At 74.0% G+C, this 17,149-nt stretch carries 16 protein-coding genes; 12 read left to right on the top strand and 4 right to left on the bottom strand.

What is annotated here, in order from left to right; genetic code table 11:
* Entirely contained in the window at positions 1–2,022 is a 2,022-nt protein-coding gene (locus ABGA98_RS33415) for a hypothetical protein (protein ID WP_347622406.1), read from the bottom strand.
* A gap of 219 nt (positions 2,023–2,241) precedes the next feature.
* On the opposite strand from ABGA98_RS33415, the gene ABGA98_RS33420 reads away from it, so the two are divergent.
* From ABGA98_RS33420 to ABGA98_RS33435, 4 genes are all read left to right on the top strand, one after another.
* Positions 2,242–2,643 (top strand): YbaB/EbfC family nucleoid-associated protein, encoded by a 402-nt coding sequence (locus ABGA98_RS33420; RefSeq protein WP_347622407.1) that lies wholly within the window; start codon positions 2,242–2,244, stop codon positions 2,641–2,643.
* A gap of 106 nt (positions 2,644–2,749) precedes the next feature.
* Positions 2,750–4,903, top strand: a complete 2,154-nt coding sequence (locus ABGA98_RS33425; protein WP_347622408.1) for a hypothetical protein — start codon at positions 2,750–2,752, stop codon at positions 4,901–4,903.
* Positions 4,900–6,024 (top strand): DUF58 domain-containing protein, encoded by a 1,125-nt coding sequence (locus tag ABGA98_RS33430; protein ID WP_347622409.1) that lies wholly within the window; start codon positions 4,900–4,902, stop codon positions 6,022–6,024. The genes ABGA98_RS33425 and ABGA98_RS33430 overlap by 4 nt, the downstream gene beginning before the upstream one ends.
* Positions 6,012–8,225: a transglutaminaseTgpA domain-containing protein gene (locus tag ABGA98_RS33435; protein WP_347622410.1), complete on the top strand. Its 2,214-nt coding sequence runs from the start codon at positions 6,012–6,014 to the stop codon at positions 8,223–8,225. Before ABGA98_RS33430 ends, ABGA98_RS33435 begins: the two co-directional genes overlap by 13 nt.
* Before the next feature lie 28 nt (positions 8,226–8,253).
* On the opposite strand, the gene ABGA98_RS33440 is transcribed toward ABGA98_RS33435, so the two are convergent.
* From ABGA98_RS33440 to ABGA98_RS33450, 3 genes are read right to left on the bottom strand one after another with little or no spacing between them, the layout of a single operon-like run.
* Positions 8,254–10,020: a protein kinase gene (locus tag ABGA98_RS33440; RefSeq protein ID WP_347622411.1), complete on the bottom strand. Its 1,767-nt coding sequence runs from the start codon at positions 10,018–10,020 to the stop codon at positions 8,254–8,256.
* Complete coding sequence (locus ABGA98_RS33445) at positions 10,017–11,249, bottom strand: hypothetical protein (RefSeq protein ID WP_347622412.1); 1,233 nt, start codon at positions 11,247–11,249, stop codon at positions 10,017–10,019. Before ABGA98_RS33445 ends, ABGA98_RS33440 begins: the two co-directional genes overlap by 4 nt.
* A gap of 23 nt (positions 11,250–11,272) precedes the next feature.
* The gene (locus tag ABGA98_RS33450; protein WP_347622413.1) at positions 11,273–11,890 is read right to left on the bottom strand and encodes a hypothetical protein; all 618 of its coding nucleotides are present in this window, start codon (positions 11,888–11,890) and stop codon (positions 11,273–11,275) included.
* Between the two features lie 126 nt (positions 11,891–12,016).
* On the opposite strand from ABGA98_RS33450, the gene mycP reads away from it, so the two are divergent.
* The 8 genes from mycP (at position 12,017) to ABGA98_RS33490 (ending at position 17,134) form a co-directional block, all read left to right on the top strand.
* Positions 12,017–13,204: a type VII secretion-associated serine protease mycosin gene (gene mycP / locus ABGA98_RS33455; protein ID WP_347622414.1), complete on the top strand. Its 1,188-nt coding sequence runs from the start codon at positions 12,017–12,019 to the stop codon at positions 13,202–13,204.
* 86 nt (positions 13,205–13,290) lie between these two features.
* Positions 13,291–13,614 carry a WXG100 family type VII secretion target gene (locus ABGA98_RS33460; RefSeq protein WP_347622415.1) on the top strand — a complete coding sequence of 108 codons (324 nt, stop codon included), beginning with the start codon at positions 13,291–13,293 and terminating at the stop codon, positions 13,612–13,614.
* A 16-nt stretch (positions 13,615–13,630) separates the two neighbouring features.
* Positions 13,631–13,930: a WXG100 family type VII secretion target gene (locus ABGA98_RS33465; protein ID WP_347622416.1), complete on the top strand. Its 300-nt coding sequence runs from the start codon at positions 13,631–13,633 to the stop codon at positions 13,928–13,930.
* A 6-nt stretch (positions 13,931–13,936) separates the two neighbouring features.
* A complete protein-coding gene (locus tag ABGA98_RS33470) occupies positions 13,937–14,272 on the top strand; it encodes a hypothetical protein (protein ID WP_347622417.1) in 336 nt (111 codons plus the stop codon).
* A 10-nt stretch (positions 14,273–14,282) separates the two neighbouring features.
* Positions 14,283–15,551 carry a hypothetical protein gene (locus tag ABGA98_RS33475; protein WP_347622418.1) on the top strand — a complete coding sequence of 423 codons (1,269 nt, stop codon included), beginning with the start codon at positions 14,283–14,285 and terminating at the stop codon, positions 15,549–15,551.
* Between the two features lie 4 nt (positions 15,552–15,555).
* Complete coding sequence (locus ABGA98_RS33480) at positions 15,556–15,915, top strand: hypothetical protein (RefSeq protein WP_347622419.1); 360 nt, start codon at positions 15,556–15,558, stop codon at positions 15,913–15,915.
* A 12-nt stretch (positions 15,916–15,927) separates the two neighbouring features.
* Complete coding sequence (locus ABGA98_RS33485; protein WP_347622420.1) at positions 15,928–16,680, top strand: hypothetical protein; 753 nt, start codon at positions 15,928–15,930, stop codon at positions 16,678–16,680.
* 25 nt (positions 16,681–16,705) lie between these two features.
* Positions 16,706–17,134, top strand: a complete 429-nt coding sequence (locus ABGA98_RS33490) for a YbaB/EbfC family nucleoid-associated protein (protein WP_347622421.1) — start codon at positions 16,706–16,708, stop codon at positions 17,132–17,134.
* Positions 17,135–17,149: the final 15 nt, after the last annotated feature.

The raw sequence follows: 17,149 nt of genomic DNA on the forward strand, positions 1-17,149 counted from the left end.
CTACGGTTCGGAAGGCCTCTCGCCGGCGGGGATCTCGGGGATGTCGAGCCGCCATCCGGGTTCGATGTGGTCAGGGGTGATTCCGTCGATGTCGTCGTTCGCCTCGTAGACGGTCCGCGCGTGGCGCGGGTCGCCGTACTCGTCCGCGGCGATGTGTCCCAGCGTGTCGCCGGGCGCCACGACGCGCTCCCCGCCGCCCAGCGTGGGCGGCGGCTCGGGGACGGCCTGCTCCGGCGGCGGGACGGGAGCTCTGGACGTCCAGTCGTCGTGCTCGGGGATGGACAGCGCCGGCGTGTCGACCTCGCCGCGCGGCACCAGGCCGTAGGAGATCGTTCCTGGCAGGAGGCCCAGCAGGCGGCCCTTCACGAACGGCGAGCCGTCGAGGAAGGTGCTGACCGGCTTGGAGCTGAAGTTCACCAGCCCCTGCGCGGGCGCCTGCATGGCCTTGGGCCAGGTGCTGATCTTGTTCAGCGCCGGCTGGGGGTTCCACAGCTGGAACTCCCGCGCCCTGGCCGACACGCTGGTCTTCGGCGCCCAGACGGTCGTGGGGTCGCCCGCGCCCCTCCCCACCACCGGCACGTACCCGTGCTTGGCCGGGTCCATCCAGGAGAAGAGGTGGCGCGGGGTGAAGTGCGCGTTCATCGGCGTCAGCGGCTTCGACGGGTCCGCCGCCGACAGCTTGAGATCCCACTTTTCCGCCTTGTGGAAGGCATGGTGCCGCAGGCCGGTCCTGTCGCGCAGGAGACGTGCGTAGCCGCCGCCGAAGATCGCACTGACGGCTCCGACGGTCAGGCCGTCCTTCAGCGCCGCCCCCAGCGGCTTGCCGTCGTACAGCAGGCTGAGACCGGCGCTGGCGCCCGCGTTGAGCGCCCCTTCGAGCCCGACGGCGAACGCCATCGGATGGTTCTGCGCCAGCCGCGCCACGGGGGCGAGGCCCTTCACGAAGCCGACCCCTCCGCCGAGGACCGACAGGCCCGCCAGGGTGCCGGCCATCTTGACGTTCACCCCCCACGGGTCCTCCTTCCCCCGGAGGGTGTTCGCGAGGCTGGAGTTGACGTAGTTGGTGCCCGCCACGAGCGCGGAGTTCTTCACGTACGCCGACAGCGCCGCGCGCCCAGCCTCCCTGGCGCCCAGGAGCCTCGTGCCCGAGCGGAACGCCAGTTTCTCGGCGACACGGAGGAGCATGGCGCCGAGCTTGGCGTGGCGGCCGGACAGCAGGAGTGCCACCCTTCCGAGGGCCTGCCGCGCCGCCAGCCGGTTGATGGCCCTCGCGCCCAGGCTCAGCGCCGCGCCGGCCCCGACGGCCACGCCGAGACTGGCCAGGAGCAGGGTGACGTACTTCTTGGTCTCCTGGGTGGCCTTGATCGCGTTGTCGACGATCGCGGCCGCCTCGTCGCTCCGCGCGGCCAGGGCCGCGAGGCTCGGTGTCTCCGCGTTCCCGTCCGGCGGGTTCACGCGGGTGCGCCAGGTTTCGCGGAAGGCGTCGGCGGCGTCGCCGCGCCAGTCCGCCCGCTGGACGTGCGCCTCGATTGCGGAGATGTGCGTGTCGTGGACGCTTCTGAGGTTCTCCGCGGTGGCCAGGCAGCTCTCGCGCATCTGGGCGAGCCGCTCCTCGTACGCGCCGCCCATCCCGAGCATGTCCAGGGTGGCGTTCCAGATGATCGACACCGTGCCGGGCGACGGCGGCTCGACAGCCTTGGACACCGGCGGCGCCCCGGATTGCCCGCTGTCGGCCGCGTCGTAGGTGACCGCGCCCGCCCGCAGCCCCTCCCCGAGCTCCCGCATGATCGTCTCGCGCTGCCACAGGGCCGACGACAGGCCGTTGAAGAACGCCTCGTAGCCCTTCGCGAACTCGGCGGCGCCCTCCTCGATGAGGTCGTACGTGTCCACGTCAGGGGCGGCACGGGCCTGGAAGTCGCGGAGAATCCCGGACAGCGCGGCGGCCGTCCCGGCGCACGCCTTTCCCGCCTTGCCGAGTTCGTCGAGACCGCCGGGGCCGATGGACACGAACCCTGGACTCACACGAACACCTTCCCCTGGGCGGACATGAGACGCGCGGCGTCTCCTGACATCTGGAGCAGGTGTGCGCACGCCGCTCGGATGAGGCGTTTTTCCTGCCGGCCACTCGGGGGAAATGTGCCATTGATGTGTATGTAGACGCAACGACTTCTCGCACCCTTCAACTTTTTCCGAAGTGGGGTCCGCCCGCCGTACTCTCCCCGCAAAGAGCCGGGAGGTACGGTGAACGACTTCGACCCCGAGGACCTGGAACGCATCACCGCGCGGGCGGAGGAGATGCTGGCCCGCGTCGAGGAGCTGAGGAGCGAGATCGACGTGGCGGTCGGCCACGGCGCGGCGGCGGACGGCCAGGTGCGCGTGACGGTCGGCGCCTCGGGCCGCCTGACGGAGGTCGAGCTGGCGCCGCGCGCCATGCGCATGGACAGCCGGCGGCTGGCCGAGGCGATGTTGCGGGCCGCGCAGGAGGCCCAGGACGACGTGGCGCGGAAGGTTGAGGCGGTCATGGCGGGCACGCTCGGCTCCGACCTCCCCGACGAACACTTCGACGATCTGCTGGAGTCGTACGAGGCGTCGATGGAGGAGCAACTCCGCGCGCTGGAGGATCGGCAGCGCGACGCGCGCTGAGCGACACTTCCAGGTTGTTTGAAGGGACGGAGCGCGGCGCGGGCCCGCCCCTAGTGTGTCCGCGGACACGTATGTGCGGAATCTCGCGGGATGTGAACAAGTGGCCATGAGGTGGCGTAGCGCGGCGGGGCGGCGCGCGGCGGGAGTCGTCGCGTCCGCACTCGTCGCCGTGCTGATGGGGGCCGGGCTGTTCCTGGGCACAGGAGTGTCGAGCGCCCGGCCCGAGCTCTCCGACGTGGGGGCCTGGCTGGCCAGCGCGCTCAATGGCGAGGTCGTGCACGCCAACGGCCTGTCCGGGCAGGTGGACGGCCGGGTCGACCTCGCCTCCGCCGAGGGCGACGCGCTCAAGGTGGTACAGGACGGCGACAACGTGCTCGTCGTCGACGAGACCACGGGCAAGGTCAGCCGCATAGACTCCACCCAGCTGGAGGTCGCCCAGACCGGCAAGCTGAGCGCCGCAGGGACGGAGGTCGTGATGGCCGCCGGCAAGGCGTACGCCGTCGACCCGCGCGGCGGCACCGTCCAGCAGCTCGACCCGCTCACCGTCGCCACGATCGGCACGCCGATCGGCCTCAAGCCGCCGCTCGGGCGAGCCGGCATCGACAGGAACGGCACGCTCTGGGTGCCCGTCCCCGAGGAGGGCACGCTCGTCCAGGTCAACGGCGCCCAGAAGGGCAAGGCCGTGACGGTCGGCGAGCCGGGCGACCCGCTCACGCTGACGATCGCGAACGGCGTGCCGCTGGTCACCAACTCCGCCGCCGCCTCCGCCATGGTGATCGGCTCCACCGGCACCCGGCTCCAGGTGAGCCTGCCCAGCACCGTCACCGACGCGGGCACCGGCGGCCTGCTGGTGCCCGCCGTGGCCGAGAGCGACGTCGTGCCCGTCCTCGCGCCCGCGCAGGGCGCGCTCGTCCTGGTGAACACCTCCAGCGGCGCCCTCACGACCGTCTCCGTGAAGGGCGGCAAGCTCGGCCCGCCGCAGGCGCTCGGCCGGCGGATCTACATCCCGGACGAGAGCACGGGCCGGCTCATCGTGTACGACACCGTGGCCAAGAAGTTCGAGCCCGAGAAGGTCGTCACGGGCAAGTCCGGGCCGCTGGAGGTGTTCGTCAAGGACGGGCTGCTCTGGGTGAACGACCAGTTCAGCGAGACCGCCCTGGTCATCGAGAAGGACGGCAGCGGCCGCCGGGTCGGCAAGTACGACGAGGCGCTCGGCCAGAAGGACACGCCCACGCCGCTGCCGATCCCCACCTACACGCCCACGGCGGCACAGCCGACCAGACGGGCCGAGCGGCCCACGGGCACGCCGACGTCCGTCACGACCAGGACGGGGACCGCGCAGGCGACCGTGACCGTCACCGCCACCCCGACCTCGACCCCGACCTCCGGGCCGACCCCCACCGAAACCACCGCGACGCCCACGCCGACCCCGACGCGCACCCCCGACCCTCCGAGGTCGGTCACGGCCGACTCGGGGCCCGGCTGGATGGAGGTCGTCTTCACGCCCTCCGGCCAGGGCGAGGTCACCGGCTACACGCTGAAGGGCGCGCCTCCCGGCGCGGACGTCACCCCGGCCAGGGCCAGGCCGGACGGCCCGTTCCAGTTCCGCATCACCGGCGGCCGGTGCGACCAGGAGTACACGTTCAGGGTCGCCGCCGAGTACGACGGCGGCGAGGTGGTGTCCGAGCCGTCGATCCCCGTACGTCCCTGCGTCGCGCCCGGCAGGCCGGCCGGCTTCACCGCCAAGGGCAAGAACCACGGCGCCGACCTGACCTGGTCAGCTCCCGAGAACGCCAAGGACGGCGGCGTCACGTACACGCTGGAGGGCCCCGGCGACCACCCGGCCGACCCCGGCGGCACCGGCGCCGAGGTCACGGGGCTCAAGAACGGCCAGTCCTACACGTGGACGTTGCGGGCGAAGAACGAAGCGGGCGAGAGCCAGGAACGCGCGGAGGCGACGGCCGATCTGCGGCCGCCGCCCGCCCAGTTCCGCAACGCCAACAACGACCACAGGAACACGCTCATCCGGCCGGGGCCGGGCCCCGGCGGCGAGGCGGGGCGCATCCCCAAGGGCGAGTACATCACCATGACCGTCATCTGCCAGCAGAGAGGCGCCTCCTACACCGACACCGACACCGGCATGAGCAGCAACGTCTGGAACAAGGTCGAGTCCAGCAGGGGCAGCGGCTGGCTGAACGACGTGCTGATGGACACCCCGAAGGGGGGCTTCCCCGCCGCCCCGCTCTGGGAGTGCGAGTGATCACCAGGGCGGGCCGGGGCCTGGCCGCCGCGTCGGCGCTGCTTTACGCGGTGGGGGCGCCGCTCGGGTATCCCCAGGCGGCGGTGCTGGCGGTGGCCGGGATCGCCGCCGTGGGCGCGGGCGCGCTGTGGACGCTCAGGGGCGCGGGCCTCGACGTGCGGCGCGAGGTGACCCCGGCGAAGGTGGCGCGCGGCGAGCCCGCCGTGGCGATCCTGCACGTACGCAACACCGGCCGGTGGCGGCACGCGGGGCTGGTGGCCCGCGACACCTGCCGGGGCACGACGGTCGCCGTGGAGGTGCCCGCGCTGGCCCGGGACACGGCGCGGACGGTGTCGTACCGGCTGCCCACCCGGCGGCGCGGCGAGACCCCCGTCGGGCCCCTGCGCCTGGACCGCACCGACCCGTTCGGCCTGGCCCGCCGCTCCGTCGCGTACGGGCGCCCCGACCTGCTGCTCGTCCGGCCGCGTACGGTGCCGCTCCGGCCGCCGCTCTCGGGGCGGCGGCGCCACCTGGACGGCCTGGCCTCCCGATCGGCGCCGAACGGCACGGTCGGCTTCAACGGGCTGCGCGACTACGTGGTCGGCGACGACCTGCGCCACGTGCACTGGCGCTCCACGGCCCGCACCGGCGTGCTCATGGTCAAGGAACTGACCGACGTCACCCTGCCCAGCACCGTCACCGTCCTGGACACCCGGCACTCCGCGTACGAGGGGGACGACGAGTTCGAGCTGGCCGTCGACATCGCGGCATCGGTGGCGTGCGCGGTGACCCGCGACCGTTTCCCCGTGCGGCTGCTCACGGGGGCGGGCGAACTGCTGCACGCCAAGGGCTCCCCCGGGGAGGCGGAGGAGGTGCTCGACCGGCTCGCGCTGGTGGAGCGCGAGCCGCGGGCCGAGCCGCCCGTGCAGGCCCTGCGCCGCGCCGGCTCCGGCGGTGCGCTGGTGCTGGTCAGCGGTACGTACGCGGCGCTGGCCGACGCGGCGGCGGTGCGGCGGCGCTTCGACCAGGTGGTGTTCGTCCGCGTCGGGGATCCGCGCGACGGCGGGCCGCCGGCCGCGGCGGGGGTGACCGTGCTCGAAGCCGGCGACCTCGACGAACTGGCGACCGCATGGCCACGCTGACCACCCCGCCACGGGCGGCCTCCACTCCCGACGCGGCACCGGCCCCGGGGGCGGCGGCCGCCGGGGCGCCCGCGCGCAGGGCCGGGTCGGGGGTCGTCGCGGCGCTGCTCGTCGCGACGGCCGGGCTGGCGTTCGACGGGGTGTTCCCGCCGGCCGCGCTGCTCCCCGTCGTCGCCCTGGCCGCCGTGGCCCCGTGCATGGTGTCGCTGCTGCTGTCCGGGCGGTTGCCGCTGTGGGGCACGATCCCGGTGCACGTGCTGGCCTGGCTGGTGGCCGTGTCGGCGACGCTCTACAAGGCGGAGGCGTGGCTCGGTGTCGTGCCCAGCCCGGCCGCCGCGCGGGCCGCGCTGCTCGGCGTGCGCGACGCGACCGGCTGGCTGCTGACCACCATCCTTCCCGCCGCCCCCGACAGCCCGGCGATCGTGCTGGTCAGCTTCCTGGTGTGGGCGGGCACGGCGGCAGGGTGCGAGCTCGCGCTGCGGTCCAGGGCCGTCCTGCTGCCCGCCGTGGCCGCGCTGCCCGTGCTCGCCTTCGCCGTCGTGCTCGGCGTCGCGGGGACGGGCTCCGTGGTGCCGTACGCGGCCGTGTTCGCCGGGGTCGCGCTGCTGCTCGCGCTGGTCAGGGCGGGCCGGCCGGCGTGGACCTGCGTGGTGGGCGTGCTGCTGGTGGCCTGCCTGGTGCCGGCCGCCGTCGTGACGGCGCCTGTCCTGCCCATGGCGGATCGCCCGTACGACGTGCGCCGGCTCGTCGAACAACCCCCGCCGCGCCCGATCTCCGGCGTGAGCGCCCTCGACCAGGTGTCGGCGTGGCTGCAGCACCCCCAGCGCGAGCTGTTCACCGTCAGTACCGGCTCCGACGCCAACCTGCGGCTGGCCGTCCTCGACACGTTCGACGGCGTCACCTGGGCGTCGAACGCCGGGTTCGTCCCCACGGGCGGGCGCGTGCCCGGCCAGGACGGCGCCCGCGACACCGTCCGCCAGCGGCTCACCCTGCAGAAGCTCCCCGGCCCGTGGTTGCCCGCGGCCGACCGTCCCGTGCTGGCCAAGGGGGCCGGCATCGTGGCCGACCCGGCCACCGGCATGCTGGCCAGCGCGCACGCGGGGGAGGGCATGACGTACGAGGTGACGTCGGGGGTCCGCCGCTACGTCTCCGGCGAGCTGCGGGACGTGACCCCGCTCGCCGACCCCGCCCTGGTCAGCCTGCCGGACGGCCCCGGCGGAAGCACGCCGCCGCAGCGTGCCCGGTTCGCCGAGATCGCCCGCCGCGCCACGGCCGGGGCGCGCGGCCCGGCCCAGCAGGCCGCGCGGCTGGCGACCTACCTGCGCAAGCACGCCAAGAACGACGTCACCGCGCCGCCCGGGCACGGTTACCGGGCCATCGAGTTCTTCCTGACCGAGTCGCGCAGGGGAACGACCGAGCAGTTCGCCGCGTCGTTCGCGCTGCTGGCCCGCTCGATCGGCCTGCCCAGCAGGATCGTCGTCGGCTTCCGCCCCGGCAGGGCCGCCGAGGGCGGCGTGCGGCAGGTGCGCGGCGGGGACGTGCTGGCCTGGGCCGAGGTCGGGTTCGAGGGGATCGGATGGGTGCCGTTCTACCCGACGCCCTCGCGTACGCGCTCGGGCGGGGGCGGCGACGTGGCGGAGGGCACGCCGAAGCAGGCCAAGGAGATCGAGCAGGCGATCAACAGCGACTCCTCGGAACCCGAGCCGACCCCGACGGCGGCTGGACGGCCCACCCCGGCGCCGACCCCTGAGCCCGCCGAGCGTGAATCGCCGGCCGGACCGCTCGTCTGGGTGGCGGTGGCGGCAGGCGTGGCCTCGGCGTACCTGCTGGCCGTCGCCGTCGTGCCGCCCGTGCGGCGGATGCGCCGCCGCCGCGGCTCCGCACCCGCCGAGCGGGTGGCGGGCGCGTGGCGGGAGACCGTGTTCCGGCTGCGCGGAGCCGGGGTCCCCCGCTCGGGCGCGTCGACGGCGCGCGAGGTGGCCGTACGGGCCGGAGCCGTGCTGGGGGAGCCGGCGCGGGAGCCGCTGACGGCGCTCGCCGACCTGGCGAACCTCGCGACGTTCGGCGACGCGCCCGTGGACGAAGCCGCCGCAGGCCTGGCCTGGCGGCACGTCGCGGAGATCGACCGGCTGGTCCGGCAGCGGATCGGGCTGCCCGGCCGGCTCGCCCGCCGCCTGTCACCCCGGTCCCTGCTCGGCTGAGGCTGCCGGCGGGGGCGGTGGAGAGCCGTCAGGAGGGAGGCAGGGTGGCCGGGGGGAGCACGATGGGAGGCTGGGTCTCGTCGTCCTGCCCGCGCGGGTCCGCCTCCGTGGCTCCGCGGATGCACAGCGCCGGCGACCAGGCGACGGACGAGGGCTGGCCGAGGGCGACCACGGCGCCGACCTTGAAGCAGTAGCCGGTGGCCGGGTCCAGGCCGCCGACGGTGTACGTGCCGGCGTCGCCGGTCGCCGACATCAGGCGATCGCCCGGGGCCTGCTGAACGACCGTGGGATAGCCGCTCTTGCGCACCGCCTTCCAGGCCAGCGTCACCGTGGTGCCGTTGTCGGCGACCACCTTGAGGCTCTTCGGACGGTACCTGGCGACGTCCCGCGGGTCGGTGACCGGCCGGTCGGCGGGCGGCGACGTCGCGGGGCCGGACGATGGCCGCGTGCGCGACTCGTCCGGCGGGGAGTTCTGGTCCGGCTGGGAGGTCTGCGGGACGGCCGGCGGTTGCCGGTCGGCCCGAGGCGGGGTGGCGGGGTCCGGGTCGCCGGGGGCGGTGGCGGCCACGGGCTGCCGCTGCTGCACCTCGGTGCCGGAGCCGCCGCTCATGGCCAGGGCCACGCTGCCCACGCCCACGAGCACGGCCAGCGCCGACGCGCCCGCCACGAACAGCGGAACCCTCCTGCCGGCGGGCTGCTCCTGCGCGGGCGCCTCCTCCGGAGCGACGTCGGGAGGCGGCGGCAGGAAGGGCTGAGGTCCGGCGGGCGGCCTCACCTGCGAGCGGTCGGGGTCCACCGTCCAGACCAGCTCGCGGGGGGCCGACCGCTCGAACCTCTCCGGGTCCTCCTCCCCGTCCGGCGCCCCGGCGTACGGCCGGTCGGCAGGCGGGCGGGGGAGCGGCAGGTCCGGCCCCGGAGCGGGCAGGCCCCCGCCGAGCGGCGCCCGCACACCCCCGGCGGGCGCGCGACCCGGGGCGGACGCGGGCGCTCGTCCCGCGGCGCCGATGGTGAAGGCGGCCAGGTCGGTGGCGGCCGGACGGGCCGCGGGGTCCTTGGACATCGCCTTTGCCACGAGGTCCGCCAGCTCGCCCGGCAGCCCGGCGGGGAGCGGCGCAGGGCTCTCCGTCAGCACCCCGAGCGTGAACTTGGCCGTGCTCGCCGGCCCGTCCAGCGGGAACGCGGGCCGCCCCGCGAGCAGCTCGTACACCATCGACCCGAGCGCGTACACGTCGGACGCGGGCGCCGGCGCGCGGCCCTCGAGCTCCTCCGGTGCCGCGTGCACCGAGGGCACGGTCCCGTCGGGCAGTTCCACGATGGACATGAGCGCGGACATGGCGAACCCGGTGAGCGCCACCCCGCCGGCCGTCACGATGACGTTCTCCTGCTTGACGCGCCCGTGCACGCCGCCCACCGCGTGGGTGGCGGCGAGCGCGCCCGCCACCGACCGCAGCAGCCCCGCCGCCTGGGCGGGCGGCATCGGCAGGCTCCGTCCGGGCCGCTCGGCCAGCGTGAGGCCCTCGTGCACCGGCGTCACGAGGTACGGCCGCCCGTCCCCGGTAGCCCCGACCTCCAGCACCGGGACGACGCCCGCGTGGGCGGCCAGCGTCTCGGGGAAACCGAATCCGCGGACGATCCGCTTGAGCGCCCGCTTGTCCACCCGATGGCAGGCGAGCGTCTTGACCAGCACGTCGGCCCCGGCCGCCGCGGACCGCGCCAGGTGCACGACCCAGGGGCCGTCCTGACCGGCCCGCTCCAGCAGCCGGTAGCCGCGGACCCGCTCGGTGATCACAGTCATGCGATCACGGACGGGCCGCCCATGTCATCGGTCTCGAAGGCCTCGTCCTCCACCAGCGGGAACGTGGCGCGCTCCCGGTCCCGCTCCTGCCCGCCCTGCCCGGCGCCGCCCATCATCGGCGGGATCATGCCCATCGGCATGCCGGCCGCCCCGAACCGCCCGCCGACCGGGGGCGTCGCCGTCGTGCTCCCGAGCTGCGTGGCGGGGGCGCTGCCGGAGGGCGCGCCCGGCCCGGTGGCGGGGACGTTCCCGAGGTTCTGCGGTGAGGTCTGCGGCACGGCGGACAGGTCCGTCGGCGAGGGGGGCTGGGGCAGGTCCGGCGACTTGACCTCGGGGGTCTTCAGGTCCGGCGTCTTGAGGTCGGGGTTCTGGGCGGCGTCCTGCAGCGACGGGTCCTGCTGTGACGGGTCCTGCAGCGACGGGTCCTGCTGTGACGGGTCCTTGAGCGACGGGTCCTGCTGTGACGGGTCCTGCTGTGACGGGTCCTTGAGCGACGGATCCTGCAGGGACGGATCCCGCAAGGACGGGTCTCGCAGGGAGGGGTCGTCGAGGCCGGGGACGTCCGGGCCGCCCAGCCCGGGCGTGCCGCCGAGACCGGGCGACCCGTACGGCGAGCCCAGGTACGGGCCGCCGTCCGACCCCAGGCGGGGCTGCGGGCCGAACGCGCCGCTCATGCCGGTCTGCGGCGCCCTGGACCGCTGTTCGACGTAGTCGCCCATGGCGTTGTACGCCTCACCCATGAACCGGTTGAGCTGCCGCAGGTGGTGCCGGGCGAGGGCGTGGCCGTTGGTGTCGCTGCCGAAGAAGTCGCCGACCGAGTCGTCGAGCCCGACGCCGCCCGTCCTCGGCACGTTGTGGTGGAACCAGGGGAGCACCTCCTCGCCGTACCAGCGGAGGGGCTCGCCGACGGACCGGGCGGCGAAGGCGATGCGCGCGAGGTCCTTCTGCAGCTCGCCGATGGTCTTGAAGACCTGCTCCAGGGTCTCGCCGCCGAGCGTCTCCGCGATGGATCCGGCCTGCTTGTACAGGAGCTCCACGGACTCCTCGCACATGTCGGCGATCGCCTTGTACTGCCGGCCCGCCTCGGCGACCCGGTCCGGCTTGGTGCTCTGGATGAGCGCGGAGACACCGTCGCTGCTCTCCGCGTCGCCGTCGCCGCCGACGGGCATCGTGTCCTCGATCTGCGGCGCCCTGGTGTCCTTGAGCGGTTCGACCCAGTACTCAGTCATCGTCCCCTCGTCGCTGCGCGGGATCAGGCGCCGGTGGCGGCCTGGTCGGCGTTCTTGGCGGTCTTGACGGTCTCGTCGAGCGCCTGCAGCACGGCGGCGTACACCGAGTACACGCGCTCGACGGCCGCACCCAGCGTGGACTGCGCCATGTCGGTGGTCGCCTTGAAGTCGGTGGCGGCCTGCCAGGCCCCGAGGTCGCGTTCGCTGAGCGCGGCGAGGGTGAGGCGCACCTTGAGGCTCTGCCCGCCCGTCTCGCCCTGCAGGCGTTCGAGGTCATGCCGGAGCTGTTCCACCGGGGAGGTCGGCAGCGTCTTCCCTGAGGCGGGGTCCTCGTAGGCGCCGATCTTGATGAACAGTTCGTCCTTCGCCGTGCCCGGGTCGACGCGGTTGCGGGCGAGCAGGTCGGCGTACTCCTGCTGGGCCGCAGGGGCGGGCGGCTCGGCGGGGTAGTCGCCGTTGCGGTGGAAGTGGATGTGGTCGGCGTACGCCTCCTCGACGTTGGCGGGATCCTCGGTCCACTCCGTGGTGAGCCCGGTTTTCGGGGAGGTGTAGCTGTGCACGTCACGCTGTTCGGCCGACAGGCCCAGGCCGGCCCTGGGGTCGCCGTGCGCGTCGCCGCCCTCGGCCTGAGGTGTCCCCACTGTTCACTCTCCACGTCGACGAACCTGCCGACACCTGCCTATCTCGGGCCTGACCTGGCAAGGCCTTATTTCAAGATATTTGTAAGAGAGTGACTACAAAACGGAAATATCACCAGACTCCGTACTGTGCCATTCTCCTGGACCGGCGCCACGGCCATCGGCCTGGCACTCGCCCTCAGCCCCACCCCCTCGCCCGCCCCCACCCCCGCGACCACTCCCGCGGTGCGCTGCGAACCCGAGCCAGGCGTGGCGGAGGTCACCGGCGAGCCATGGCCGCAGCAGCGGCTGCGGTTCGAGCGGGTGTGGCGGCTCACCAGGGGCGAAGGCGTGACGGTGGCCGTGGTCGACAGCGGCGTGGACGCCACCCACCCCCAGCTGTCCGGCGTGGTGATCCGGCAGGAGGACCTCACCGGCACCGGCAGACGCGACTGCGTGGGCCACGGCACGGCCGTCGCCGGGATCATCGCCGGTCGTGACCTCACCTCGCGCGGCGTGCCCGTGATGGGGGTCGCGCCGGACGCGAGAATCCTGTCGATCAAACAGACGGAGGGGCGCTCCGGCGACGTGGCGAGGCTGGCCAGGGGCATCAGGCGGGCCGCCGACCTCGGCGCCGACGTGATCAACGTGTCCGTGCAGGCCCAGGACCACCCGGACCTGAAGGCGGCCGTGACGTACGCGCAGGACAAGGACGCGGTGATCGTGGCGGCCGCGGGCAACGTCAAGCAGGACGACGGCGCCGTCGCGGCGGCGTACCCGGCGGAGTATCCCGGCGTGATCGCGGTCGGCTCGGCCTCGCCCGACGGCGCGAAGTCGGAGTTCTCCAACGGCGTGACCCGCATCTCGGTCACCGCTCCGGGGGCCGGGATCACCAGCGCCTGGACCGGCGGCGGGTACCGTACGGAACTGGACGGCACCAGCTTCGCCGCCCCGTTCGTGTCCGGCGTGGTCGCGCTGGTCAGAGCCAGGCACCCCGACCTCGACCACTGGCAGATCAAGCGCAGGCTGGAGCGTACGGCCGAGGGCGGAGGTGCGGCGGGCACCGGAGCCGGCCTGATCAACCCGCTGCTGGCGGTCACCTCGGTGACGCCGCCCGCCGAGGAGAGGGCCGCCGCGCCGCCGATCGTGCTGGCCAGAGCCCCGGTGCCGGACGCCCGCAAGCAGGCCATCGCCATCGGGATCGCCGCGAGCGCGCTCGGCGCCACCACGCTGGTGGTCTTCCTGGCGTTGACGCTGCCCAGGGCCCGTCGCCGGGGCTGGCGCGCGGGGAACGTCGCGGGGAGCGCAGTGACACTTACAGGAAAGTTGAAAGGGTAGCCCGCCTCGTTCGCCCCCACTTACGTTGATCGGAAAGTACGGGGAACCCGGTCGAGATTTCCGGGCCACGAGACCGAGAGGTGCACGTGCCAGAGCCCACACGTTATGAGGCGGGCAGCCAGCACAGCGCCGCAGAACGCGCGCTGATCGCCCACCAGAACATCATGCAGATCCACAACCGGCTGACCCAGATCCCGGCGACGCTCGGCAGCGCCTGGCAGGGCCAGTCGGCGACCGTTTTCACCCAGGTGCTCAACGAGTGGAACCCGCAGTTCAAGAGGGTCATCGACGCGCTGCACACGATCGCGGAGAACCTCAAGGGCTCGGGCATCCAGTACGACGAGGCGAACACCAACGCGAGCGACGTCGCAGCCCGGCTCAAGGCCGCGCTGAGCGCCGGCCAAGTCTGACGAACGGAGAATCACCATGACCGGTGGCGGAGAGATCATCCTCGCGAATTTCGACGAGATGGATGAGATCGCGGCGGAGCTGGGCCGGGCCTACGCGAACCTGACCGGCGAGCTGACCGACCTGGAAAGCGACCTGAAGATCCTGGAGACCTGGGACGGCGCCGCCAAGGACGTCTACCTGGCGGCCAAGAGCGAGTGGAACAGCGCGGTGGTGTCCATGGGCGACACCATGCAGCGCTTCAGTCCCGCGCTGCAGGACGCGACGCAGATCATGCGGGACGCCGAGCACGCCAACATGCGCCGATGGGGCACCTGAGCCACGGTGGACGAGCCGCTCATCGACCCGGCCACCGCGGGCGACACGGTGAGGTGCGAGCCTGAGGTGCTCCTCGACGTGGCCGGCAAGCTGACCAGGGAGCTGCTGCCCCGGCTGGAGGCGGCCAGGTACCAGGTGCCCGATCTGTCCCCGGCGGCTGCGGGCGACTGGGACATCGCCCAGGGGTACGCCGGCACGGTGGTCCGGGCCAGGGTGGCCACCTGTGACTCGCTCGGCTTCGTCATGGAGCAGGTCCAGCGGGTCGTCGACGACCTCGCGGCGACCGCCGGCACCGTGCTGGACGCCGACCAGCGGGCCGGCGCGGCGCCGGGCAAGGAATAGAGGAAACGCGGTGCCGGAACCGAAGCCGATCAAGAACGGCTGCCTCCAGGGCGGGAACGCCCACGGGTACGGCGGGCGCGAGGAGATCCGGCGGATGGTCATGGGGACCAGGCCGGAGGAGTTCGGGCCCGTCGCGGACGCCTACAGGGCGGCGTCCGAGCTGCTCACCACCACGATCACGACGCTTGGGGACAGCGCGGCCCGCCTGGTGGCCGACGGCAACTGGGGCGGGGCGTCGGCCAGGGCCATGCTCGCCCGGATGAACCGGCTCCAGACGTACCTGCAGGCGCTGCGGGACGGCGTGGACGGCGTGCCGCCCTCGCTCGATCTGGTGAGCCGCGAGCTGGTCTCGGCCAAGGAACGTTTCGACCAGGCCACGGAGCAGCGCACGTACTGGGTGGAGGCCAGCGGCATGGGGGCGGGGCAGTCGATGCCGGCCAACGATCCCGACGCCGACGCGCGGGAGTTCATGACGAAGCTGAACGGCGCCTACCACCAGGCGCACACGGCCCTGCCTGAGCGGCTGCCCTGGGACGCCGAACTGGCCTCGCCGGCGCCGTACCTGCCGCCTTCCCAGCAGGTGGCGACGCCGTTGCGGAGCGGTGACCACGGAGCACCGCCGTACGACGGCGCGGGGCGGGCCGCCACCGACCTGGCCGCGACGCCGGGCTCCCGGCCCGCGCCCGCCGGTTCGCCGGCGGGCGCCCCCGCCGGCAACCCAGCCGGCAACCCAGCCGGCAACCCCGCCGGCGGGCCGGCGGCGGGCAACCCGGGCGGCGGGCCGCCGGGGAACGCGGGCGTGCCGTACCCCGCTCCCACCACGACGGCGGCCGGGGCGGGCACCGCGCGGCCGGGCACGGCGACTCCGGCGCTCGCGCGCCAGGACGGGCGCCAGCCGGGACAGCCGCCCGCGTTCGGAACGCCCCCGCCCGTCACGGCCTCCGTGCCCGCGCTCAGGCGCGAGGGCGGGCCGTCCCCTGTCACGGGCCACGATCCGTCCGCCGCCAGGGACCCGGTGCGGACCAGGAGCGTCGCGGCCGAGACCGGCCCCTCCGTGCGGCCGGGCACCGTGCCGGTCGTGGGCGCCACGCCGACCGCGATCCGGGCACCCGTGGCCGGAGGAGAGGCGGGCGTCACGGCGAGCGGCGGAGTGCCGTTCATGCCGATGGGCGGAGCGGTGCCGCAGGACGGGCGGGCGGGCCGCCGCTCGCTCGCGCCGAAGGGCGATGACGACTTCTTCCGGCCGGCGATCGACGGCGGCCCGCCGGTGGTGGGGTGAGATCATGACCCAGGACTCGGTCGCGGCCCAGGTGGAGTCGATCCGCGCGATGGGCCGGAGCATGGCCGCCGCGCCCATGCGGGACCTGGAGGAGATGAGCCGGGCCATCGGGCAGGTCGAGCTCACCTCCGGGGCGTACGGCGCCTTCGGGCTGCTCGGCGGGTCGCTCGGGCAGGCCCTCGACGACGTCAAGGCGGCCGCGCGCAGATATCTGTCGGCCAAGCGCGACGAGGTGGCCGACATCCACGCCAAGGCGTACAGCACGGCCAACGGCTACACGGACGGCGACGCGAGCGCGGCGGGGCCGGCCGCGGACATGCCGGTCGACCCGCGAACCCGGTCCCGGACCGGCATCCAGGCGTGAAAGCGAGGCTCCGTGCTTGAACAACCGTGGTCGGTCATCGAGGGCTCGGCCATGGCGACGACCGGCTCGATGCTCCTCGGCTGGAACCGCGCCCGCTACGCCACGCTGCTCCTGCCCCTGATGTACGGCGACACCGCCCAGCAGCAGGCGGCGGCCGACGGGTGGGAGCGGCTGGCCGCGGCACTGGAGCGGCACCCCGACCTGGTGGACTCCTCCACCCGCGGCGTCGAGTGGTCCGCCCCCAGCGCCGAGCTCTACAAGAACACCGTGCTGGCCTACTCCGACGACGCCGCGCAGAAGGTCGCCTCGCCGAGGGCGACGGCCGAGACCCTGCGCGTCACCGCCAACGTGTACGACGTCCTCGGCAAGGCCGTCTTCGCCACCGGCGCGGGCATCCTCGCGGCGGGTGTGATGCACAGGGTCGCCGCGGTGAACCCGTTCACCAGGGTGGCCGCCGAGGTGGCCGCCACCGGGTTCGGGCGCAGGGCGGACCACCAGGCCGCGACGATCGCGGCCAGGGCGAGAACGTTCGCCGAGGGCGGCAAGGGCGTGCTCGGCAAGGTGGCGCAGAAGCTGGCGGAGATGTCGCCGGCCAAGCAGGCGCTGGTGGGCGGCACGGTCGCGCTGACCGCCGGAACGATGGGTCAGTCGGCGGTCGCAAGCGGGCTCAGCGACACCCAGCTGGAGAGCTCGCCGCAGGCGAACGCGGGTCCGACCGGGTCCGCGGGAACTGGGGATCCGGCCGGGCCCGTGGAGAGCGCGTGATGGCAGGGGAAAGGGTGACGGGGTGATGGCGGCGTTCGAGGAGGAGGCCATCGACCGGCTGGTGGCCGAGGCGCAGCGGCCCGCCGCCGAGATGGACGAGCTCTACCAGCGGGTGCTCGCCGTCAAGGGCGTCGCGCGCGACCAGGCCAAGCTGGTGACGGTCGAGTGCTCCGCGCAGGGCGTCACGGGCCTCGACATCGACCCGCGCGCCATGCGGTGGGGTTCGCAGCGGCTCTCCGAGACGATCCTGACCCTGATCGCCGAGGCGCTGGCCGACATGCAGGCCAGATCGGCCGAGCTGCTCGGCGACGTCCTGGGGGAGGGCCCGCTCGACCTGGCCGTCGACGCCAACCCCGCCGACCTGCGCATGCGGGAGGCGCAGGAAGCGTACGAGGCCGCCATGGACCAGGCGACGGCCGAGCTGGCCCGCATCCAGCGCGACCTCGACCGCTGAGCCCCGGAAGACCCG

The organism is Nonomuraea sp. B1E8, from assembly GCF_039871515.1.
In the GTDB taxonomy this organism is placed as follows: Bacteria; Actinomycetota; Actinomycetes; order Streptosporangiales; family Streptosporangiaceae; genus Nonomuraea.

Coding starts and splice junctions, on each gene's coding strand:
- ABGA98_RS33435 (WP_347622410.1), top strand. CDS start 6,012: ATGGCCACGCTGACCACCCCGCCACGGGCGGCCTCCACTCCCGACGCG.
- ABGA98_RS33440 (WP_347622411.1), bottom strand. CDS start 10,020: ATGACTGTGATCACCGAGCGGGTCCGCGGCTACCGGCTGCTGGAGCGG.
- ABGA98_RS33480 (WP_347622419.1), top strand. CDS start 15,556: ATGACCCAGGACTCGGTCGCGGCCCAGGTGGAGTCGATCCGCGCGATG.
- ABGA98_RS33425 (WP_347622408.1), top strand. CDS start 2,750: ATGAGGTGGCGTAGCGCGGCGGGGCGGCGCGCGGCGGGAGTCGTCGCG.
- ABGA98_RS33445 (WP_347622412.1), bottom strand. CDS start 11,249: ATGACTGAGTACTGGGTCGAACCGCTCAAGGACACCAGGGCGCCGCAG.
- ABGA98_RS33490 (WP_347622421.1), top strand. CDS start 16,706: ATGGCGGCGTTCGAGGAGGAGGCCATCGACCGGCTGGTGGCCGAGGCG.
- ABGA98_RS33465 (WP_347622416.1), top strand. CDS start 13,631: ATGACCGGTGGCGGAGAGATCATCCTCGCGAATTTCGACGAGATGGAT.